Raw genomic sequence first — 21,420 nt, forward strand, 5'->3', positions numbered from 1 at the left:
AGCTTTGAGATCTTGGGGAAGACAGTTGCTCCCACAGCTTGCGAAAGCCGATCAGTCGACCTTCTCGAACTTCAAGTCCCACACCCCATGCCCCAGCCGCTCGCCGCGGCGTTCGAACTTGGTGATCGGGCGTTCTTCCGGGCGGGGCACATAGGCGCCATCCGCCGCGCGGTTGCGATAGCCCGGCGCGGCGTTCATCACTTCCAGCATGTACTCGGCGTAGGGCTCCCAGTCCGTCGCCATGTGGAACACCCCACCGGGCTTGAGCTTGCGGCGCACCAGCTCGGCAAACTCAAGCTGCACGATACGGCGCTTGTGGTGACGCGCCTTGTGCCAGGGGTCGGGGAAGAACAGCATCAGGCGGTCGAGGCTGTTGTCGGCCACGCAGCGGTTCAGCACTTCGATGGCATCGCAGTCATACACCCGCAGGTTCTGCAGCCCCTGGGTGAGCACACCGTTGAGCAGCGCACCCACACCCGGGCGATGAACCTCTACACCGATGAAATCCTGATCTGGGGCGGCCGCCGCCATTTCCAGCAAGGAATGGCCCATGCCAAAACCGATTTCCAGCGTGCGCGGCGCCGACCGGCCAAACACCTGGTCGTAGTCCACAGGGCTGTCGGCCAGCGGCAGGATGAACTGCGGGCCGCCTTGGTCCAGGCCACGCTGCTGGCCTTCGGTCATGCGCCCGGCGCGCATCACGAAGCTCTTGATGCGACGGTGTGGGCGGGCGTCGCCGTCAGGGGTGGTCGGCGTATCGTGCGATTCAGTCATCAGGGGCTCTTACTTGATCAGACCTTCCAGCGGTGAAGACGCGCTGGCATAGAGTTTCTTGGGCATACGGCCGGCCAGGTAGGCCATGCGGCCCGCGACAATGGCATGCTTCATGGCCTCCGCCATCAGCACCGGCTGCTGGGCGTGGGCAATGGCCGAGTTCATCAGCACAGCCTCGCAGCCCATTTCCATGGCGATGGTGGCATCCGATGCGGTGCCTACACCGGCGTCGACCAGCACGGGCACCTTCGATTCTTCAAGGATGATCTGCAGGTTGTACGGGTTGCAGATGCCCAGGCCGGTGCCGATCAAGCCTGCCAGGGGCATGACCGCAATGCAGCCGGCTTCGGCGAGCTGACGGGCGATGATCGGGTCGTCGCTGGTGTAGACCATCACGTCGAAACCATCCTTGACCAGCACTTCGGCGGCCTTGAGGGTTTCGATCACGTTGGGGAACAGGGTTTTCTGGTCGGCCAGCACTTCCAGCTTGACCAGGTTGTGGCCATCGAGCAGCTCACGGGCCAGGCGGCAGGTGCGCACGGCCTCGATAGCGTCATAGCAGCCTGCGGTGTTCGGCAGGATGGTATAGCGATCTGGCGGCAGCACATCGAGCAGGTTCGGCTCACCCGGGTTCTGGCCGATGTTGGTGCGGCGCACGGCAACGGTGACAATTTCGGCACCCGAGGCTTCGATGGCCAGGCGGGTTTCTTCCATGTCACGGTACTTGCCGGTGCCGACCAGCAGGCGCGACTGGAACGTACGGCCGGCCAGGGTGAAGGGCTTGTCGCTGCGAACGTTGCTCATGGTTGTTCCTCGGGAAAAGGTTGCTGGGCTTGCAGGGGGTTCGCCGGCAGCGATCAGCCACCGCCGATGGCGTGCACCACTTCGACCTGGTCACCCTCGTGCAGCGCAGTGCTGTCGTGCTGGCTGCGCGGCACGATGTCCTGGTTGAGCTCTACCGCCACGCGGCGGCCAGCCAGGTCCAGGCGAGCCAGCAGGGCCGCGACGCTCTCGCCCGACGGCAATTCGTAAGGCTCACCATTGAGTTGAATGCGCATGCTCACGGCCACCATTGTTCTTTGGGGCCCGCATTCTAGCCCCGAAAGGGCCTGCAACCCAAGGCCGCCACACGCCATTAGTCGCGATTGCGGGCCGCTCAGTCAGCCCAGCCGCCACGCGGCAAGCCCCAGAAACAGCCAGCCGACAAGGAAGCACACACCGCCGATAGGGGTGATGATGCCAAGCTTACCGATGCCACTGAGGGTGAGCAGGTAAAGGCTGCCGGAAAACAGCACGATACCCAGCACGAACAGGCCGCCGGCCCAACCGACAAGCCGCCCGGGCAAGTGCGCTGCCAGCAGCGCAACCCCGAACAGCGCCAGGGCGTGCACCAGCTGGTAGGTCACACCGGTGTGGAAAATCGCCAGGTAATCGGCACTGAGCCTGTTCTTGAGGCCGTGCGCGGCGAAGGCGCCCAGCGCGACACCGGTAAAGCCGAAAAAGGCGGCAAGCATCAGGAAGCTTCGAAGCATGGGACGACTCCTCGTATCGGGTCTGTATAATGGCCCCTTCCATCCGTACGGCCAAGCCATCCCCATGCTGCCAAACCTCTTACGCCGCCTGTACCGCGCCCTGCTCTGGTTCGCCGCCGGGAGTATCGTGCTGGTGCTGGTGTTCCGCTGGATACCGCCACCGGGTACGGCATTGATGGTGGAGCGCAAGGTGGAGTCCTGGGTAGACGGCGAGCCCATCGACCTGCAGCGTGACTGGGTGCCGTGGGCGCGCATTTCCGATGACCTGAAAGTGGCGGTAATCGCCGGCGAGGACCAGAAATTCGCCACCCACTGGGGCTTCGACATACCCGCCATCCAGGCTGCGCTGGCCTACAACGAACGCGGGGGCGGCATCCGTGGCGCCAGCACCCTTACCCAGCAGGTAGCCAAGAACCTGTTCCTGTGGTCGGGGCGCAGTTGGTTGCGCAAGGGGCTGGAAGCGTGGTTCACCGCCCTGATGGAGCTGTTGTGGTCCAAGGAGCGCATTCTTGAGGTGTACCTGAACAGCGCCGAGTGGGGCCCTGGGGTATTCGGCGCGCAGGCTGCAGCACGCTATCACTTCGGTGTGGATGCCAGCCGCCTGAGCCGCCAGCAGGCCGCGCAGTTGGCGGCGGTGCTGCCAAGCCCGATCAAATGGAACGCGGGCCGGCCCAGTGCCTATGTGGCTAGCCGCGCCGGCTGGATCAGCCGGCAGATGAGCCAGCTGGGCGGCCCCAGCTACCTGATGCAACTGAACACTTCCCGCAAGCTCTGAATACCTGCCATGAAAAAGCCGCTGTCCCTTGCGGGGCAGCGGCTTTTTTTTGCGACGTGAACCAGGGTCAGGCAGCGATCAACGCCTTGACCTTGTTCATCGCATTCTTCTCCAGCTGGCGAATACGCTCGGCCGATACGCTGTACTTGTCTGCCAGCTCGTGCAGGGTGGCCTTCTCTTCGGCCAGCCAGCGCTGGTACAGGATATCGCGGCTACGGTCGTCCAGGCCTTGCAGGGCCTGATGCAGGTTGCTGGTGGAGTTGTCGCTCCAGTCAGCATCCTCCAATTGCACGGCCGGGTCGTAACGGTGGTCTTCCAGGTAGTGCGCAGGCGACTGGAAGGCACTGTCGTCATCCGCCTCGGAAGCCGGGTCGAACGCCATGTCGTGGCCGCTCAGGCGGCTTTCCATCTCGCGCACCTCCCGCGGCTCTACGCCGAGGCTTTCGGCCACCCGATGCACCTCGTCGTTGTTCAGCCACGCCAGACGCTTTTTCTGGCTGCGCAGGTTGAAGAACAGCTTGCGCTGCGCCTTGGTGGTAGCCACCTTGACGATGCGCCAGTTACGCAAGATGAACTCGTGGATCTCAGCCTTGATCCAGTGCACGGCGAACGACACCAGGCGCACGCCCATTTCGGGGTTAAAGCGCTTCACGGCCTTCATCAGGCCGACGTTACCTTCCTGCACCAGGTCAGCCTGGGCCAACCCGTAGCCTGCGTAGCTACGGGCAATGTGTACGACGAAACGCAGGTGGGCCATCACCATCTGCCGAGCGGCCTCGAGATCCTGCTCATAGTAGAGACGCTCGGCCAGATCACGCTCCTGCTCGACCGTCAGCAGCGGGATGCTGTTGACCGTGTGCACGTAGGCTTCCAGGTTTGCACCGGGTACCAGGGCATAGGCAGGTTGCAACGATGTGGTCATTCAAGAACCTCCGACTTACTAAACTCGCGCGTTTTGGGCGCTGCCTACATTGACCTGGAACCACGGTACAAGTTCCTGCGTGAACAGCACGTCAATGAGGCACAGAAAACTATCGCGGTGCCAGCTCGTTCAGGTGGCGGGCCACTGCGATCCATGCACCGATATACCCCAACAGCACCGCTCCGATCAAGAGCGACAGACCATCGGACGGCGGTACCCCGCCCAGGGCGAAGTCACTGCCGTACAGGCCGGACAAGCCAACCACGGCCTCGTTCAGCCAGCTCAGGCCGAACGCCAGGATGGCCCACGCCAGCAGGCCCGCGCCCAGCCCGTACAGGGCGCCCATGTACAGGAAGGGCCGGCGCACGTAGGCATCGGTACCGCCGACCAGCTTGATGACTTCGATCTCGATACGGCGGTTTTCGATATGTAGACGAATTGTGTTACCGATTACTAACAACAATGCAGAAATCAGCATCACGGCCAGCCCGAACACGAACCGGTCGCCCAGCTTGAGGATGGCCGCCAGGCGCTCCACCCACACCAGGTCAAGCTGGGCCACGTCAACGCGCGGCAGCTCCGACAGGCGCTGGCGCAGCGCTTCGAGGGCTGGCTTGTCGACCTCGGTAGGGGTGACCACCACCACACCGGGCAGTGGGTTATCGGGCAATTCGCGCAGGGCTTCACCCAGCCCGGACTGCTGCTGGAATTCCTGCAGTGCCTGCTCGCGGCTGACGTATTGGGCTTCGGCTACGCCGGGCATGCCCTTGATCTCATCGCGCAACGCCTCGCCATCACGGCTGTTGGCATCGAGCTTGAGGTACAGGGAAATCTGCGCCGCGCGCTGCCACGAGCCGCCCAGCTGCTCCACGTTCTTGAGCAGCAACGACAGGCCCATGGGCATGCTCAGGGCCACCGCCATCACCATGCAGGTGAAAAAGCTGCCAATCGGCTGCTTGCCCAGGCGGCGCAAGCTGTCCGCCAGGCTGGCACGGTGGCTTTCCAGCCAGGCATGCATCAGCGTGCGCAGGTCTGGCCCGTCATCGTCGGCGGTGCGTTTTTTAGGCGCTTGCGGGTCGGCCGGTTTAGGCGCCACCCGTTCGGACACCTTCGGCGTACGTGTAGTGCTCATTGCCCGGCCTCCCCATCGCCGATCAAGCGGCCGCGCTGCAGGGTCAGCATGCGGTGGCGCATGCGCGCAATCAGTGCCAGGTCGTGGCTGGCAATCAAAACAGTAGTGCCCAGCCGGTTGATGTCTTCGAACACGCCCATGATTTCTGCCGCCAGGCGCGGGTCGAGGTTACCGGTGGGTTCGTCGGCCAGCAGCAGGGCTGGCTGGTGAACGATGGCGCGGGCGATGCCTACACGCTGCTGCTGGCCCGTGGACAAGTCCGCCGGGTACAGCTCGCCCTTGTCGGACAGCGAAACACGCTCCAGCGCGGAATCCACACGCTTGGCGATCTCGGGCTTGGACAAGCCAAGAATCTGCAGCGGCAGGGCGATGTTGTTGAAGACCGTGCGGTCGAACAGCAACTGGTGGTTCTGGAACACCACGCCGATCTGGCGGCGCAGGAACGGGATCTGCGAGTTGCTGATCTGGCCCAGGTCCTGGCCGGCCAGCATCAGCTTGCCGCTGGTGGGGCGCTCCATGGCCAGCAGCAGGCGCAGCAAGGTACTCTTGCCGGCGCCCGAATGGCCGGTGACGAACAGGAATTCGCCCCGGCGCGCCCGGAAACTCAGCTCATGCAGCCCCACATGACCATTGGGATAGCGCTTGGCAACCTGTTCGAATCGGATCATGGTCAGTCTCGCTCGGCGAACAGAGCCTTGACGAACGGCTCGGCTTCGAAGGTGCGCAGGTCATCGATACCTTCACCGACACCGATGAAGCGGATGGGCAGCTTGAACTGCTTGGCCAGGGCGAAGATCACGCCGCCCTTGGCCGTGCCGTCCAGCTTGGTCAGGGCCAGGCCGGTCAGTTCGACGCTCTGGTTGAAGTACTTGGCCTGGCTGATGGCGTTCTGGCCGGTACCGGCATCGAGCACCAGCAGCACCTCGTGAGGCGCTTCGGGGTCAAGCTTGCCGATGACCCGGCGCACTTTCTTGAGCTCTTCCATCAGGTTGTCTTTGGTGTGCAGGCGGCCGGCGGTATCGGCGATCAGCACGTCGACGCCACGGGCCTTGGCAGCCTGCACGGCATCGAAAATCACCGAAGCTGAATCGGCACCAGTGTGCTGGGCGATGACCGGGATCTTGTTGCGCTCACCCCACACCTGCAGCTGCTCCACGGCAGCGGCGCGGAAGGTGTCACCCGCCGCCAGCATGACCTTTTTACCTTCCAGTTGCAGCTTCTTGGCCAGCTTGCCGATGGTGGTGGTCTTGCCGGCGCCGTTCACACCGACCACAAGGATCACGTAGGGCTTGTTCTGCGCCTGCACCACCAGCGGCTGCTCAACCGGCCTGAGCAGCGCAGCCAGCTCTTCCTGCAGCGACTTGTACAGCGCATCGGCGTCAGCCAGCTGCTTGCGGGCGACCTTCTGGGTCAGGTTCTGCACGATCGTGGAGGTGGCTTCCACACCCACGTCGGCCGTTAGCAGGCGGGTTTCGATTTCATCCAGCAGGTCGTCATCGATCACCTTCTTGCCCAGGAACAGGCTGGCCATGCCTTCGCCAATGCTGGCGCTGGTCTTGGACAGGCCCTGCTTGAGGCGGGCGAAGAAGCCGGGCTTCGCGGCTTCCACCTGGGCGGCCACTGCCACTTCGGCAGGCGCATCTACCTGGGCTTCAGCCACTTCGACGGCAAGGGGGGCGGCAGGCTCGGGGGCCTGGCGCTCGGGGATGGCAGGCGGGGCCTTGGGCTCGAGGTCCGGCACCAGCGCCACAGGCTCTTCGGCCACGGGCAACACCAGGTTGCTGACGGGCGCGGCCTGCTCGACGGGCTGCGTGCCAGGCGCTTCGACAACTGGCTGGGCAACCGGCGCAGGCACAACGGGTTCAACCTGCTCAGGCTCGGGCACGCTGGGGGGAGTCACGGGCGCTGGCGCAGGCGGTGAAACGACCGGTGCGGGGGTGACAGGTTGCGGTTCGGGCGTGGCAGGCTGCGGCGCCGGGGCGACGGGCTCGGCCGGCGCTTCCTGTGGCTGCTCGGCAACCGGGGCAGGCGCTACCGGCTCGCCAGCATGCGGCTCGGCGGACGGCGGTTCTGGGGTTTGCGGCTGTTCGGCGACAGGTTGCTGCGGCTTCTTGCGAAACCAGCTGAACAGGCCTTTCTTCTCGCTGGCCTCGGCCGGCGCTTTCTTGTCGTCGTTGGAACCAAACATGGAGACGGCTATCTCAGGGTAGCGATGGGCCAGCTATGGCGCATCGGGAATTCTTTCTACGCAGAACAGACTATCTTGAAGCCGGCTGGTTCATGCGCAACGTTTTGTCTTGATGTCCTGCAAGCCAGAACGGCGACAGGCATGGTCGCCAGGCAACCGGATCAGTATCCTAGCACCTCCTGGCCTGCCGACGCTAAACCCAGCGGGCCGCCGAACAGGTTAAACACCGTATGAATGCTCTAGCCCGCCGCGCCGCAGGCCTGTTGCTCGGCACACTGTGCCTGCCGCTCGCGGCCTTCGCCGCCGATGTGCAACCCACCCACGAATTCATCCTCGACAACGGCCTCAAAGTGGTCGTGCGTGAGGACCACCGTGCCCCGGTGGTGGTTTCGCAAATCTGGTACAAGGTTGGCTCCAGCTACGAAACCCCCGGCCAGACAGGCCTGTCCCACGCGCTTGAGCACATGATGTTCAAGGGCAGTGCCAAAATCGGCCCGGGTGAAGCCTCGCGTATCCTGCGCGACCTGGGTGCCGAAGAAAACGCCTTCACCAGCGACGACTACACCGCTTACTACCAGGTGCTGGCCCGCGACCGTCTGCCGGTGGCCCTGGAACTCGAAGCCGACCGCCTGGCCAGCCTGCGCCTGCCGGCCGACGAGTTCAGCCGTGAAATCGAGGTCATCAAGGAAGAACGCCGCCTGCGCACCGACGACCAGCCCAATGCCAAGGCATTCGAGCTGTTCCGCGCCATGGCCTACCCTGCCAGCGGCTATCACACCCCCACCATCGGCTGGATGGCCGACCTTGACCGCATGAAGGTCGAAGAGCTGCGCCACTGGTACGAGTCCTGGTACGCCCCCAACAACGCTACGTTGGTGGTGGTGGGCGATGTCACCGCCGATGAGGTGAAAGGCCTGGCGCAGAAGTACTTTGGCGCCATCCCCAAGCGCACCGTACCCGCCGCCAAGCTGCCACTGGAACTGGCCGAACCTGGCCAGCGCCAGCTGACCCTGCATGTGCGCACCCAGTTGCCCAGCCTGATCTACGGCTTCAACGTGCCAGGCCTGCCCACCGCGCAGGACCCGCGCACGGTGCATGCCCTGCGCCTGATCTCGGCGCTGCTTGACGGTGGCTACAGTGCGCGCATGCCTGCCCGCCTGGAGCGCGGCCAGGAGCTGGTGGCTGGCGCATCGTCCAGCTACAACGCCTTCACCCGCGGCGACAGCCTGTTCCTGATCTCGGCCACCCCCAACGTGCAGAAGCACAAGACCCTGGCCGACGTCGAAAAAGGCATCTGGCAATTGCTGGATGAACTCAAGACCACCCCGCCGACCGCCGAGGAACTGGAGCGGGTACGCGCCCAGGTCATTGCCGGCCTGGTCTACGACCGCGACTCCATCAGCAGCCAGGCCACCACCATTGGCCAGCTGGAAACCGTCGGCCTGTCCTGGAAGCTGATCGACAGCGAGCTGGACGAGCTCAAGCGCGTCACCCCGCAGGACATCCAGAACGCCGCGCGCACCTATTTCACCCGCGAACGCCTGAGCGTTGCACATGTACTGCCCGAGGAGTCCGCCCATGAGTGACCGCCGCGCATCACGCCCCACCCTGCTGGCCACGGGCATCCGTGCCCTGGCGCTGGCGACCGTGCTGGCCGCCCCGGCCCTGGCCGACCAGGCGGCCAAGCCCGACACCGCGGCGGCCCGCCCGGCCAATACGCTGCAATCGCTGGCTGAGCTCGACGGCAAGGCCCCCAGCCGTCGTCAGCTGAACATTCAGCACTGGAATACGGCCGAGGGCGCACGCGTGCTGTTCGTCGAAGCCCGCGAACTGCCCATGTTCGACCTGCGCGTAACCTTCGCCGCTGGCAGCAGCCAGGATGGCGCCACCCCCGGGGTGGCAGCTCTGACCAACGCCATGCTCAATGAAGGCGTGGCCGGCAAGGACGTGACCGCCATCGCCCAGGGCTTCGAGGGCCTGGGCGCGGACTTCGGCAATGGTTCCTACCGCGACATGGCCGTGGCCTCGCTGCGCAGCCTCAGTGCCAAGGACAAGCGTGAACCTGCACTGAAGCTGTTCACTGAGGTCGCGGGCAAGCCCACCTTCCCTGAAGAGGCCCTCAAACGCATCAAGAACCAGATGCTGGCGGGCTTCGAGTACGACAAGCAGAACCCGGGTAAAATTGCAGGCAAGGCGCTGTTCGAAAAACTCTACGGTACCCACCCCTACGCGCACCCGAGCGACGGCAGCCCTGAGAGCATCAACAGCCTTGGCCTTGCACAATTGCGTGCATTCCATGCCAAGGCCTATACCCCAGGCAACGCGGTCATCGCCTTGGTCGGCGACCTGAGCCGCAGCGAAGCCGAAGCCATCGCCGCCCAGGTGTCCGCCGGCCTGCCGAAAGGCCCTGCATTGCCCGCCCCGGCCCAGCCAGCCGACGCCAAGGCCGGGCTCACCCACATCGACTTCCCCTCCAAGCAAACCCACCTGATGCTTGCCGAGCTGGGCATCGACCGCCAGGACAAGGACTGGCCGGCGCTTTCGCTGGGCAACCAGATCCTGGGCGGTGGCGCGTTCGGTACGCGGCTGATGAGCGAAGTGCGGGAAAAACGTGGCCTGACTTACGGCGTGTATTCAGCGTTCAGCCCGATGCAGGTGCGCGGGCCCTTCATGATCAACCTGCAAACCCGTGCCGAGCTTAGCGAAGGGACGCTGAAGCTGGTTCAGGGTATTCTTGCCGATTACCTCAGCACGGGCCCGACCCAGCAGGAGCTGGACGACGCCAAACGCGAACTGGCCGGCAGCTTCCCGCTGTCCAATGCCAGCAACGAAAGCATTGTTGGGCAGTTGGGCGCCATTGGCTTCTACAACCTGCCGCTGACGTGGCTGGAGGACTTCATGCAGCAGTCCCAGGCGCTGACCGTCGAGCAGGTCAAGGCCGCCATGAACCGGCACCTGGCCGCTGACAAACTGGTGATCGTCACCGTCGGCCCGAACGTGCCGCAAAAGCCGTTGCCTGCCCCCACCGACAAACCCACCGAGCCAGCCCTCGGGGTACCGGAGCACTAATGCCAAGATCCACCCCTCCCGCCCGCCCACAGCCGGGCCAGAGCAAAGGCTCGGGCCACCTGCGCATCATCGCCGGCCAGTGGCGCAGCCGGCGCCTGGCGGTGCCTGACGGCGAAGGCTTGCGCCCAACCCCCGACCGGGTACGTGAAACCCTGTTCAACTGGCTGGCGCCCTACATCGAAGGGGCCCGGGTACTGGATGCCTTCACGGGCAGCGGCGCCCTGGTGCTCGAGGCCTTGTCACGCGGGGCCGAGGATGCCGTGGCGCTGGACAGCAACCCGGCCGCCATCGCCAACCTGAAAAACAACCTGGAGCTTCTGCGTTGCCCACGGGGGCAGATCCTGCAGACCGACGCCCTGCGCTACCTGCAGGCACCGGCCAAACAGCAGTTCGATGTGGTGTTCCTCGACCCGCCGTTCCACCAGCAACTGCTGGCTGAAACCTGCAACCTGCTGGAGCAGAACCAGTGGTTGCGCGAGCAGGCATGGGTATACACCGAGAGCGAAGCGGCGCCGTCCAGCCTGCAACTGCCTGCCAGCTGGCGCCTGCACCGTGAGAAAAAAACCGGCCAGGTGCATTACGCACTGTGGCAGCGGGGCTAGTTATCTAGCGCAGGCAGGGCGCGCCATTGGCTGAAGCTGTTGGGGTTTCCAACCACCCGAGCACTTCAGCCATGCCACTACCCTCACCTGCGCCGGCCCCTCTCGAAGGGGTGCCCGAGGCACTTGCGTCTCTTGCAGCTGCCACCCCTTCCCCCCTTCAGCATTTCACCCTGGAAAACGGCTTGTCCGTTTACCTTCGCCAGCAGCACGGAACCTCGCTTGCCGCTGTGCAACTGTGGTACCACGTGGGCACCAGCCACGAACCGGCAGGCCACACCAACCTGTCACACCTGCTCGAACACCTGATCTTCGAAGGCAGCAGCAAGCTCGCGGCCGGGGATTATTCCCGCGTCGTCGCACGGCTGGGCGGCCGGGCCAATGCCAGCACCCGCCTGGATGCGACCGCTTACGAGATCTCGCTACCCGTCTCACGCTTGCCAGTGGCGCTGGAGATCATGGCCGATGCCATGCACAGCGCGACCTTCGACGCCCCTGACCTGGCCCGGGCTGCCAAGGCGATCGTCGACGAACGCCGCCTCAAGCTCGATACACAGCCAGCCCAGCAAGCACTCGACCACCACCACGCACTGGCACACGGTAACAGCCCCTATGCAGCCCCAAGCTTCGGCAATGCAGCCGACCTGGGCAGCCTAGATTTGCAGCAACTGCGTACCTGGTACCGCACCTGGTATCGCCCGAGCAACGCCACCCTGGTGGTGGTCGGCGATATCGACTTGGCAACGCTGCGCGGGCCTGTGGACAAGTACTTTTCACCCTTGATCAGTGGGCCTGTCACAGACTGCCCGGCACCCAGGCACGACGACGCGCTACAGGCGCGCACGCACACCGTCAGCTTGCCGGGGCTCGCCCATGGCCTGTTCATGTCGTTCAACGTTCCTGGCTGCGCCACCGCACCCGACGAAACCACCACCGCGGCCCTCGAACTGATCGGAGAGCTGCTTGGCCAAGGCGCCAGCTCTTGGCTCTACAGCGAACTGGTGCGGGACCAGCATGTACTAACTGGTGTAAGAGTGAATTACGACCCCCTGGTACGCGGGGACACGCTGCTCACCGTTGCCGCCTACGTGAATACCACCCACGCCACCCCCGAGCAGGCCGCCGAGGCGGTGTACCAGCAAATTGACCAGCTACGCAGCCTGACGCTGCCCAGCAGTGAACTGCAGCACCTGAAGCTGGGCATGCTGGCAAGGCGGCTGTTCACCCTTGAAGACCCCGCCTCGCAGGCCGAGCGCATTGGCTCGGTAGCTGCGGCCGGTCAACCCGCCAGCTTGGTCGACAGCGAAGCAGCTCGGCTGGTGGCCATCGACGCAAGCACCCTGCAACAAGTGGCCAATACCTACCTGGGGCGTGAACGCCTGACCATCACCTTCCTTCGGCCAGGAGCGCAAGCATGACGCACGAACAGTTGCCACCTCATCACCCCCTGCTTTGCCAAGGCCCCACCACAGACCCGGCATTGGCCGCGATGGCGAACCTGGAGTCCATGCAGGCTATCAAGCTCGGCAGGGCGCCCTCCGTGCAGGCGACCGCCGAGCAATGGCAAACGGCCGAGGGGACAAGAGTCAGCTTCATTGCAGCGCAGGGTCGCCCCATGATCGACCTGGTGCTGCGCTTCAGGGCCGGCAGCATGCTGGACGGTGACACCCCAGGCCTGGCAGCACTTGCCCTGTACAGCCTCGACCAAGGCACCGAAGACCTGGACGCGGCACAGTTCGCCCAACGGCTGGCAGGGCTGGGTGCAACCCTGAGCAGGAAAATCAGCGAGGACAGCACCTCCATTGCCCTGCGATGCCTGAGCATGCCCACGTTACGGGCACAAGCCATCGGCTTGCTGACGCAAATGGTGGCCCGGCCAGCACTGCGCGAGGCTGAGGTGGCGAAGATCCGCGAACGCATAGCGTTCAATCAGGCCCGGCAAAGCCGACACCCCATTCTGCGAATGGCCAATGCCACCATGAGCCATGTGTTCCACGGCCACCCCTACGCTGCGCAGCCGGCCGCACGACCGGCTGATGACCTGGGTGCCGAGCAGGTTCGCGCCTTCCACCAGAAGGCCTACTCGGCCAACAACCTGGACATCGGCCTAGTCGGTGATGTGAGCCGCGCTGAGGCCGAGCAGTTGGTAAATATGCTGGTGCAGGCGCTACCGCAGCAGTGGGCGGCGCAAACCCCGCCCGCCCCGGTCGACCCTCTACCCCTGGTGCAACACCTGGATTTCGCTGGCAGCGCTACCCAGGCGATGCTGACCATAGCGGCCAGGGTTGCCCCCAAGGACCCGCCCTACCCTGCATTGGTGCTGCTCACCGCCATTCTGGGGGGCAGTTACGAGGCTCGCCTTACCCAGGAACTGCGCCACCTGCGCAGCCTTACCTACGCCGTGTCGGCGTTTCTCAGGCCGCTCGATGCAACCACCCTGTTCCAGATTCACTGGGATGTAGTGCCCCAGCACCGCGATGCATCGGGTGCGCTGGTATCGGCCATGCTGAACTGCCTGCGCGAGCATGGGCCCAGCCAGGCCGAGTGTGACATGGCGGTAAACCAGATCGCCGCCCGGCTGCACCATGACCTGGCCGACCACGGCAAACTGGCCAGTGCACTGGCCACCTACAGCCACCAAGGCTTGCCAGCCGACCACCTGACTACCTACGTGGACACCCTGGCGGCGCTGACACCTGCCAACCTGCTGGAAGCCGCTCAGGTATGGCTGGGCCAGGCGCCAGAAGTGTTCGTTACCAGCGGCCCTGCCGTCGAGCAACTGCCGCTCTCGCAGCCCACGCCAGGCGAGCGCTAGCCCGGGCAGGGCGGCGCGGTTCGTGGCATGCTAGGCGGGCACCTCATGAGCCGCCCAGCATGCCCAACCCTGACGCCACCTTTCGCCCCGCCACCGGCCTTTCCAATCCGCACCTGCAGACATTGTGGGGGCCGCTGTGGCGCAAGATGCCTGACTTGCAGCGCGAGCGGGAGCGTATGTGGCTGGCCGATGGCGACTTCATCGACCTGGACTGGCACGGCCCACACCAGCCAGACGCCCCCTTGGTACTGGTGCTGCACGGCCTCACCGGCTCGTCCCAGTCACATTACGTAAAAGGGCTGCAGCAAGCCTTGCACGCCTGTGGTTGGGCCAGCGCAGCGGTGAACTGGCGAGGTTGCTCGGGTGAACCCAACCTGCTGCCACGCAGCTATCACTCCGGTGCCAGCGAAGACCTAGCTGAAGTCGTCAGCCACGTAAGGGCGCGGCGCCCACTGGCGCCCCTGTATGCGGTAGGTTACTCGCTGGGTGGCAACGTGTTGCTCAAGTACCTGGGCGAATGCGGCGCGGCCAGCCAGTTGCAGGCCGCGGTGGCGGTTTCGGTGCCGTTTCGTCTTGATCACTGCGCCGACCGCATCGCCCAGGGGTTTTCCAAGGTGTACCAGGCCCACTTCATGCGCGAGATGCTGGCCTATGTGCAGGTCAAGCAACGTCACTTCCATGACAATGCCCATCACGACCGGTTGGCAACCCTGGAACAATTGGGGCCACTGGGCAACCTGCGCACGTTCTGGGAGTTCGACGCCAAGGTCACCGCGCCACTCAACGGCTTCAGCGACGTGCACGATTACTACCGTCGGTCATCCAGCCACTTCTTCCTCAAGCAGAACTGTACGCCCACGTTGATTATCCACGCCAACGATGATCCGTTCGTTTCGACCCGGAGCCTGCCGGGCCCTGGGGACCTGGCTTCGAACACCCGGTTCGAACTGCACGGTCGAGGTGGCCATGTGGGGTTTGTGGAGGGCAGCCTGCGGCGCCCGGGGTACTACCTCGAACGCCGGATACCGCAGTGGCTGATGCAGGGCCAATGAGCCGCGATCAGCTGCCAGTCGCTACACCCCGTGCCGGGTCGTTGATCCACTCACTCCACGAGCCGGCATACAGCTTGCCTAACGGGTAACCGGCAAGCGCCAGGGCAAACAGGTTATGGCACGCCGTTACACCTGAGCCGCAGTACGCCACAACCTGCTCCGGCGCACGCCCGGCCAACTGCTGGTCAAACCGCTGCCGCAGCTGCTCAGGCGGCAGGAAACGCCCGTCAGGCCCCAGGTTGTCGGTAAAGGCCGCACATTGGGCGCCAGGGATGTGCCCCGCTACCGGGTCTATCGGCTCTACCTCACCGCGAAAGCGTGGCTGTGCGCGGGCATCGAGCAGGGTCACGTCGCTCGCACCCAGGCGACTGGCCAGGTGCTCGGCATCGATCAGCAGCTTGCCGTCGGGTTTGCCAACGAACGCTCCCTCCCGCTTGGGCGGTGGGTCGAGGCTTAATGGCAAATGGGCGGCGTGCCAGGCCTTCAGCCCCCCGTCCAGAATCGCCACGCCACTACGTTTGCCCAGCCAGGCCAGCAGCCACCAGGCCCGGGCAGCGAAAGCCCCGGGGCCATCGTCGTAAAGCACCACCTGGCTATCGTCGTCGATACCCCAGTCGCGCAGCCGCTCAGCCAGCCTGGCCGGGTCGGGCAACGGATGCCTGCCGGTCACTCCTTTGCTGATCGGGCCGCTGAGGTCACGCTCCAGGTCGGCGAAGTGGGCCCCGGCAATATGCCCTTGGGCGTAGCTACGCTGGCCATAGTCCACATCTTCAAGGGCAAAGCGGCAGTCGAGGATCACCAGCCCGGGCGAGCCCAGCCGCTCGGCCAATTGCTGTGGGGTGATCAGTTGCGCAAGTGGCATGACAATCTCCTAGTCGATGACGCCAAGCCGTGCCAGGTCTGCAGGGCCTGGTTGAACGGTACATGAAATACCTGGCGAAGGCGCACAAACCTCGCGCCGCAGCATGGGGAGAAGTATAGTGGCCCCAGCCGGCCACATGACTTGGCCGGGCGCAGTCGCTGCGCTACCATCCGACTCCCCAACGCACTCCAGCCAGGATGACGCGATGAACCGAGTGTTGTACCCGGGTACTTTCGACCCCATTACCAAAGGCCATGGCGATCTGGTGGAGCGCGCCTCGCGGCTGTTCGACACCGTGATCATCGCGGTGGCAGCCAGCCCCAAGAAAAACCCGCTGTTCCCACTGGAGCAACGGGTAGCGCTGGCGCGTGAGGTCACCAAGCACCTGCCCAATGTCGAAGTCATCGGCTTTTCTTCGCTCCTGGCGCACTTTGCCAAGGAACAGGGCGCCAACGTCTTTCTTCGTGGCCTGCGCGCGGTGTCCGATTTCGAGTACGAGTTCCAGCTGGCGAACATGAACCGGCAACTGGCGCCGGATGTAGAAAGCCTGTTCCTCACACCTTCCGAGCGCTACTCGTTCATTTCCTCGACCCTGGTGCGGGAAATCGCAGCGCTGGGCGGCGATATCAGCAAGTTCGTCCACCCGGCGGTGGCAGACGCGCTGACCGAGCGCTTCAAGCAGTAGCCACGTTTGCCAGTTTGTCGCGCCCGCGTGCACTGCGGGCGCGAATGCGGCACAATTGTGCCCTTGCGTTGAACATGCCCGGGCCAGGAGCCCCGGCCGGAGCCCCCATGTCTTTGATCATCACCGACGATTGCATCAATTGCGACGTCTGCGAACCCGAGTGCCCGAACGAGGCCATCTCCCAAGGCGAAGAGATCTACGTGATCGACCCCAACCTGTGCACCCAGTGCGTAGGGCACTACGATGAGCCCCAGTGCCAGCAGGTATGCCCGGTAGACTGCATCCCGCTGGATGAAGCCCACCCGGAAAGCGAAGAACAGCTGATGGCCAAGTACCTCAGGATTACCGGCAAGGCCTGAGCCCGGGCGGGCAGCAGCGGGTGCTCAGCGCTGGCAGCGTGGGCAGAACACGCTGGCCCGCTGGCCCAGTTTCACATCCCGCAGTTCGGTACCGCACACCTTGCACGGCTGGCCGCCGCGCCCGTAAGCGAACAGGGTCTGCTGAAAATACCCGGGCTGGCCATCGCCGCCGATGAAATCCCGCAAGGTCGTCCCGCCCTGTTCGATGGCGGCGGCCAGCACCCGCTTGATCTCGATCGCCAGTTTCAGATAACGCGCCCGCGAGATGCCACCGGCCGGCCGGCGTGGGTCGATGCCGGCGGCAAACAGCGCCTCGGTGGCGTAGATGTTGCCCACCCCCACCACCACGGCGTTGTCCATGATGAACGGTTTGACGGCCATCGACCGCCCGCGCGAAAGCTGGAACAACCGCTCACCATCGAACAGGTCGGTCAGCGGTTCAGGCCCCAGGCGCAGCAACAGCTCATGATTGAGCGGGTCCTGGCTCCAGAGCATCGCGCCAAAGCGGCGGGGGTCGGTGTAGCGCAGCATCAGGCCCGATTCCAGCTCGATATCCACGTGCTCGTGCTTGCCGGGCGGCAGACCCAGCTCGACCAACCGCAAGTTGCCTGACATGCCAAGGTGGCTGATGAGGGTGCCGACCTCGGCATTGATCAGCAGGTATTTCGCCCGCCGCTCGACAGTGACGATACGTTGCCCGGACAAGCGGACGTCCAGGTCTTCCGGCACAGGCCAGCGCAGGCGCCTGTCACGCACCACCACACGGCTGACCCGCTGGCCCTCCAGGTGCGGCGCGATCCCGCGCCGGGTGGTTTCTACTTCAGGAAGTTCCGGCATGTGTCAGCGCCCACCCAGCTCTTGGATATTCTGCTTGAGGTTGTCGAAGTCGTATTCCGACAAGCCTATGTAATCGAGCACCAACGGCCCGACCGCGTTCCATTCGTGATCCACCGCCTGGTTGCCCAGTACACGGAACGACGCGCAGATGTGCTCCGCCATTTTCAGCACCGCCAGCAGGTTCTTCATCTGGCCCTGGTTATTGCTTGAGCTGTCGTCGCGGAACACCGAGAGGGCATTGTGGTGGTTGGCAATGGCCGCGGTCAGGTGTTCGGGCAGGCGCCAGGACTTGGCCGTGAAATACCCCACCACCGAATGGTTGGTATTGAGCGTGCGGTTTTCGGTATCGACCACGCGGGTGTGTTCGTCGGCCTTGGCATAGGCGTCTTCCAGCACCTGCATGTAGTGGGGGAAGCGCTTGAGCATCAGCGGCACGCCGCAGTCATGGAACAGCCCCAGGGTGTAGGCCTCGTCCGCCGGCTGGATGCCCGTGCGCTTGGCCAGGGTCAGGCAGGTCATCGCCACGTCCTGGGCGGTGTCCCAGAAGCGGTTGAGGGTGACGATGGTTTCGTCGCTCATCTCGCCCTTGATCGACTGGGCGTTGATCAGGTTGATGATCGAACGGCTGCCCAGCAGGTTCACCGCGCGCTGGATCGAGCCGATCTTGTTGCTCAGGCCGAAGTGCGGCGAGTTGACGAGTTTGAGCAAGGCACCGGAGAGCCCTGGGTCCTGGGATATCAGCTTGGCGATGGTTTCCAGGTCCGGGTCGGGCATGTACTGCTCGAACTGCAGATCGACCATGATCTGCGGCTGCGGCGGAATGGTAATGCCTTGCAAGGCTTGCTGGATCTGTTCGGCGCTGAGTTCTTGGGACATGCGTGCACACTCGTATGGGACCGCCAATTCTAACGCGGCGGGCGGCCAGGAAACTAACCATTGAATCGGTGCGTTGGAACTTTCCTTTAGCGCCACTGGCCTGTTTCTCATATTCATCGAGTAAGGGAGCAAGACCATGAGCACAGCACTGAACGGCAAGCGCGTGGCCATTCTGGTTACCGACGGTTTTGAGCAGGTCGAGCTGACCGGCCCTCGCGAGGCCCTGACCAAGGCCGGCGCACAGGTGCACATTCTCAGCGAGAAAGAGGGCAAGGTGCGTGGCTGGAACCACGACAAGCCGGCGGATGAATTCCCGGTCGACGCCACCTTCGATGCAGCCGGCCAGACGGTCTACGATGCGCTGGTGTTGCCAGGCGGCGTGCAGAACTCCGACACCATCCGGCTGATTGCCGGGGCGCAGCAACTGGTGAAAAGCCACGATGCGGCCGGCAAGCCGCTGGCCGTGATCTGCCACGGCGGCTGGCTGCTGATTTCCAGCGGGCTGACCAAGGGCAAGCGCATGACCAGCTTCAAGACCTTGCAGGACGACCTGCGCAACGCCGGCGCCGAATGGGTGGATGAAGAGGTGGTGGTGGACGGCAACCTGATCAGCAGCCGTCAGCCAGATGACATCCCCGCCTTCAACGCGCAATTGGTGAAGGCCCTGTCGGCCTGACAGCTGGCAGGCAGCGCGAAGGCCGGACAGGCGTTATACTCCCGCTCTTTTTCCCGGAGCGACGTCATGTCCCTGCCCAGCCTTCGCCTCAAAGCCAACGCCGACCGCCGCCTGCGCGCAGGCCACCTGTGGGTCTACAGCAACGAGGTCGACGTGGCCGCCAGCCCGCTGCAGGGTTTTCAGGCCGGCCAGCAGGCGGTACTGGAAGCTGCCAATGGCAAGCCCCTGGGGATCGTCGCCGTCAGCCCCAACAACCTGATCTGCGCCCGTTTGCTGTCACGTGACGCCAAGCTGCCGCTGGACAAATCGCTGCTGGTACACCGCCTGAACGTAGCCCTGTCCCTGCGCGAGCGCTTGTTCGAACAGCCCTGCTACCGCCTGGTGTACGGCGATTCCGACCTGCTGCCGGGCCTGGTGGTGGACCGCTTCTTCGATATCCTGGTGGTGCAACTGGCCTCCGCGACCATGGAAGCGCACAAGGACGAGGTGGTCGCCGCACTGGTGCAGGTACTCAAGCCTAGCGGCATTCTGTTCAAGAATGACTCAGCCGCACGGGATGCAGAAGGCCTGCAGCGTTACGTGGACACGGTGTATGGGGAGGTACCCGACTGGGTGCCGCTGGAAGAAAACGGCGTTCGCTTCGAAGCCCCGGTACGCGACGGCCAGAAAACCGGCTGGTTCTACGATCACCGCATGAACCGTGCGCGCCTGGCGCCCTACGTGAAGGGCAAGCGCGTACTGGACCTGTTCAGCTACATCGGCGGCTGGGGTGTACAGGCAGGTGCCTTTGGTGCCAGCGAAGTGTTCTGCGTGGATGCGTCTGGCTTCGCCCTGGACGGCGTTGAACGTAACGCGGCCTTGAACGGTATCAGCGAAAAGCTGACCTGCATCGAGGGTGACGTGTTCGAGGCCCTGCGCGAGCTGAAAGCGGCCGAAGAACGTTTTGACGTGATCATCGCCGACCCGCCCGCCTTCATCAAACGCAAGAAAGACCTGAAAAACGGTGAAGCGGCCTACCGGCGCCTGAACGAGCAGGCCATGCGCATGCTGAGCAAGGACGGCATTCTGGTGAGCGCCTCCTGCTCGATGCACCTGCCGGAAGACGACCTGCACAACATCCTGCTGACCAGCGCCCGCCACCTGGACCGCAATATGCAGTTGCTGGAACGCGGCGGCCAGGGCCCGGACCACCCGGTGCACCCGGCCATCGCCGAAACACGCTACATCAAGAGCATCACCTGCCGGTTGCTGCCCAACAGCTGACCTGCGCGACAAGGGGCCGCTCGGCGGCCCCTCATCCATGCCCTTGCAGGTTAAAGCGCCAGTACCTGCGTGGCGATGCCAAAATACACCAGCACACCCGCCGCATCGGCAATCGATGTGATCAACGGGCCACTGGCCGTTGCAGGGTCCAGCCGCAAGCGGCTGAGCAGAAACGGCAAGCTCATGCCGATCAGGCTGCCCACCATCACGATCACCACCATACTGCTGGCAACGATCAGTGCAATCTCCGGCCCACCGCGCAGCAGCCCCAGCGCCGCCACGGCAACAGCCATGGTGCAGCCCAACAGCAACGCTACCCCGAACTCCCGGCCCAGCATGCGTGCCCAGTCGCGCAGCATGACTTCGCCGGTGGCCAGCCCGCGCACCATCAACGTTGCCGACTGGGAGCCGGCATTGCCGCCGCTGTCTACCAGCAATGGCAGGAAGAATACCAACGCGATGTTGGCGGCGATGGTTTCTTCAAAGGCTGCGATGCCGGCCCCCGAAAACAGGTTGCCGAACACCAGCAACACCAGCCACAGCACGCGCTTGCGATACAGCAGGCCAAGCGTGGCATGCCGCAGGTTGCCTATGTGGTTGGTGATGGAGGCACCCTTGTGGAAGTCTTCGGTGGCTTCGCGGCGTTGCGCCTCGAGCGCCGCGTTCACGTCCGAACCTGGGGTGTTTTTTTCGATTTGCTGTTGCATGAAGTTCTCCAGGCGCCGATGCAGGCGCCTGCAGACCTCAACCACACGGGCTCAAGCCTTCGGCAGCCCTGGCGACGGCGCGCTCAGTGCCAGATTGCAGTTCGTTGGGAACCGGTAACTGGGAAGGTCCATTGAGGATGTATCTCGTGTAACCGCACATGCGGCGGCCGGATGATAGTGATAGGTGGCAGCAAGGTCAGCCCTTTGCAGGGCATTTCAGACGTTTCCTACAGGCACCGGTAACAAGCCCAAAACCGCCGTCCAGGCACATCGTCGTTCCCTCCCCGTCTCAGCGGT

General features: G+C 64.2%; 22 protein-coding genes and 1 pseudogene. 11 read left to right on the plus strand and 12 right to left on the minus strand.

Going from position 1 to position 21,420, the window contains the following annotated elements; translation table 11 throughout:
* Window positions 1–51: 51 nt before the first annotated feature.
* The 4 genes from trmB to PPA02S_RS16045 all read right to left on the minus strand — a co-directional run bounded on the left by trmB (window position 52) and on the right by PPA02S_RS16045 (window position 2,306).
* The gene (trmB, locus tag PPA02S_RS16030; RefSeq protein WP_028632052.1) at window positions 52–774 is read right to left on the minus strand and encodes a tRNA (guanosine(46)-N7)-methyltransferase TrmB; all 723 of its coding nucleotides are present in this window, start codon (window positions 772–774) and stop codon (window positions 52–54) included.
* A 9-nt stretch (window positions 775–783) separates the two neighbouring features.
* Window positions 784–1,578, minus strand: a complete 795-nt coding sequence (locus PPA02S_RS16035) for a thiazole synthase (protein ID WP_028632053.1) — start codon at window positions 1,576–1,578, stop codon at window positions 784–786.
* Between the two features lie 53 nt (window positions 1,579–1,631).
* Window positions 1,632–1,832: a sulfur carrier protein ThiS gene (gene thiS / locus PPA02S_RS16040; RefSeq protein ID WP_028632054.1), complete on the minus strand. Its 201-nt coding sequence runs from the start codon at window positions 1,830–1,832 to the stop codon at window positions 1,632–1,634.
* 102 nt (window positions 1,833–1,934) lie between these two features.
* Window positions 1,935–2,306: a DUF423 domain-containing protein gene (locus tag PPA02S_RS16045; RefSeq protein ID WP_028632055.1), complete on the minus strand. Its 372-nt coding sequence runs from the start codon at window positions 2,304–2,306 to the stop codon at window positions 1,935–1,937.
* 64 nt (window positions 2,307–2,370) lie between these two features.
* On the opposite strand from PPA02S_RS16045, the gene mtgA reads away from it, so the two are divergent.
* A complete protein-coding gene (mtgA, locus tag PPA02S_RS16050) occupies window positions 2,371–3,081 on the plus strand; it encodes a monofunctional biosynthetic peptidoglycan transglycosylase (protein ID WP_028632056.1) in 711 nt (236 codons plus the stop codon).
* 67 nt (window positions 3,082–3,148) lie between these two features.
* Here mtgA and rpoH read toward each other — a convergent pair whose 3' ends face one another.
* The 4 genes from rpoH to ftsY form a co-directional block, all read right to left on the minus strand.
* Complete coding sequence (gene rpoH / locus PPA02S_RS16055) at window positions 3,149–4,003, minus strand: RNA polymerase sigma factor RpoH (RefSeq protein WP_028632057.1); 855 nt, start codon at window positions 4,001–4,003, stop codon at window positions 3,149–3,151.
* 109 nt (window positions 4,004–4,112) lie between these two features.
* Window positions 4,113–5,135 (minus strand): permease-like cell division protein FtsX, encoded by a 1,023-nt coding sequence (gene ftsX, locus PPA02S_RS16060; protein WP_028632058.1) that lies wholly within the window; start codon window positions 5,133–5,135, stop codon window positions 4,113–4,115.
* On the minus strand, window positions 5,132–5,803 hold the full coding sequence (gene ftsE, locus PPA02S_RS16065) for a cell division ATP-binding protein FtsE (RefSeq protein WP_028632059.1): 672 nt from the start codon (window positions 5,801–5,803) through the stop codon (window positions 5,132–5,134). The genes ftsX and ftsE overlap by 4 nt, the downstream gene beginning before the upstream one ends.
* A gap of 2 nt (window positions 5,804–5,805) precedes the next feature.
* Window positions 5,806–7,323, minus strand: coding sequence for a signal recognition particle-docking protein FtsY (gene ftsY, locus PPA02S_RS16070; RefSeq protein WP_028632060.1), 1,518 nt, complete (start codon window positions 7,321–7,323; stop codon window positions 5,806–5,808).
* Between the two features lie 230 nt (window positions 7,324–7,553).
* On the opposite strand from ftsY, the gene PPA02S_RS16075 reads away from it, so the two are divergent.
* The 6 genes and pseudogenes from PPA02S_RS16075 (at window position 7,554) to PPA02S_RS16100 (ending at window position 14,858) form a co-directional block, all read left to right on the plus strand.
* A complete protein-coding gene (locus PPA02S_RS16075) occupies window positions 7,554–8,909 on the plus strand; it encodes a M16 family metallopeptidase (RefSeq protein WP_028632061.1) in 1,356 nt (451 codons plus the stop codon).
* 130 nt (window positions 8,910–9,039) lie between these two features.
* Window positions 9,040–10,392: pseudogene (locus PPA02S_RS16080) on the plus strand (M16 family metallopeptidase); the annotation flags it as partial.
* Complete coding sequence (gene rsmD, locus PPA02S_RS16085; protein WP_028632063.1) at window positions 10,392–10,994, plus strand: 16S rRNA (guanine(966)-N(2))-methyltransferase RsmD; 603 nt, start codon at window positions 10,392–10,394, stop codon at window positions 10,992–10,994. The pseudogene PPA02S_RS16080 and the gene rsmD, both read left to right, overlap by 1 nt.
* Window positions 10,995–11,176: 182 nt before the next feature.
* The gene (locus tag PPA02S_RS16090; protein WP_169338805.1) at window positions 11,177–12,409 is read left to right on the plus strand and encodes a M16 family metallopeptidase; all 1,233 of its coding nucleotides are present in this window, start codon (window positions 11,177–11,179) and stop codon (window positions 12,407–12,409) included.
* Window positions 12,406–13,806 (plus strand): M16 family metallopeptidase, encoded by a 1,401-nt coding sequence (locus PPA02S_RS16095; protein WP_028632065.1) that lies wholly within the window; start codon window positions 12,406–12,408, stop codon window positions 13,804–13,806. The genes PPA02S_RS16090 and PPA02S_RS16095 overlap by 4 nt, the downstream gene beginning before the upstream one ends.
* A 59-nt stretch (window positions 13,807–13,865) precedes the next feature.
* Window positions 13,866–14,858, plus strand: coding sequence for a hydrolase (locus tag PPA02S_RS16100; RefSeq protein ID WP_028632066.1), 993 nt, complete (start codon window positions 13,866–13,868; stop codon window positions 14,856–14,858).
* Between the two features lie 7 nt (window positions 14,859–14,865).
* On the opposite strand, the gene PPA02S_RS16105 is transcribed toward PPA02S_RS16100, so the two are convergent.
* Window positions 14,866–15,720 (minus strand): sulfurtransferase, encoded by an 855-nt coding sequence (locus PPA02S_RS16105; protein ID WP_028632067.1) that lies wholly within the window; start codon window positions 15,718–15,720, stop codon window positions 14,866–14,868.
* Window positions 15,721–15,925: 205 nt separating this feature from the next.
* On the opposite strand from PPA02S_RS16105, the gene coaD reads away from it, so the two are divergent.
* Together coaD and PPA02S_RS16115 are read left to right on the plus strand one after the other, a co-directional pair.
* Entirely contained in the window at window positions 15,926–16,405 is a 480-nt protein-coding gene (coaD, locus tag PPA02S_RS16110; RefSeq protein WP_028632068.1) for a pantetheine-phosphate adenylyltransferase, read from the plus strand.
* Between the two features lie 107 nt (window positions 16,406–16,512).
* Complete coding sequence (locus PPA02S_RS16115; RefSeq protein WP_028632069.1) at window positions 16,513–16,764, plus strand: YfhL family 4Fe-4S dicluster ferredoxin; 252 nt, start codon at window positions 16,513–16,515, stop codon at window positions 16,762–16,764.
* A 24-nt stretch (window positions 16,765–16,788) separates the two neighbouring features.
* Here PPA02S_RS16115 and mutM read toward each other — a convergent pair whose 3' ends face one another.
* Window positions 16,789–17,601, minus strand: a complete 813-nt coding sequence (mutM, locus tag PPA02S_RS16120; protein ID WP_028632070.1) for a bifunctional DNA-formamidopyrimidine glycosylase/DNA-(apurinic or apyrimidinic site) lyase — start codon at window positions 17,599–17,601, stop codon at window positions 16,789–16,791.
* 3 nt (window positions 17,602–17,604) lie between these two features.
* Window positions 17,605–18,423 carry an HDOD domain-containing protein gene (locus PPA02S_RS16125; protein WP_174435892.1) on the minus strand — a complete coding sequence of 273 codons (819 nt, stop codon included), beginning with the start codon at window positions 18,421–18,423 and terminating at the stop codon, window positions 17,605–17,607.
* Window positions 18,424–18,613: 190 nt separating this feature from the next.
* Between PPA02S_RS16125 and PPA02S_RS16130 the strand changes: the two genes are divergently transcribed.
* Both PPA02S_RS16130 and PPA02S_RS16135 read left to right on the plus strand, forming a co-directional pair.
* Window positions 18,614–19,153 carry a type 1 glutamine amidotransferase domain-containing protein gene (locus tag PPA02S_RS16130; protein ID WP_028632072.1) on the plus strand — a complete coding sequence of 180 codons (540 nt, stop codon included), beginning with the start codon at window positions 18,614–18,616 and terminating at the stop codon, window positions 19,151–19,153.
* Window positions 19,154–19,219: 66 nt separating this feature from the next.
* Complete coding sequence (locus PPA02S_RS16135) at window positions 19,220–20,416, plus strand: class I SAM-dependent rRNA methyltransferase (protein ID WP_028632073.1); 1,197 nt, start codon at window positions 19,220–19,222, stop codon at window positions 20,414–20,416.
* Between the two features lie 50 nt (window positions 20,417–20,466).
* Here the strand turns inward: PPA02S_RS16135 and PPA02S_RS16140 are convergent, their stop codons facing one another.
* On the minus strand, window positions 20,467–21,123 hold the full coding sequence (locus tag PPA02S_RS16140) for a magnesium transporter (RefSeq protein ID WP_080667808.1): 657 nt from the start codon (window positions 21,121–21,123) through the stop codon (window positions 20,467–20,469).
* Window positions 21,124–21,420: the final 297 nt, after the last annotated feature.

The organism is Pseudomonas parafulva NBRC 16636 = DSM 17004, assembly GCF_000730645.1.
Taxonomy (GTDB): Bacteria; Pseudomonadota; Gammaproteobacteria; order Pseudomonadales; family Pseudomonadaceae; genus Aquipseudomonas; species Aquipseudomonas parafulva.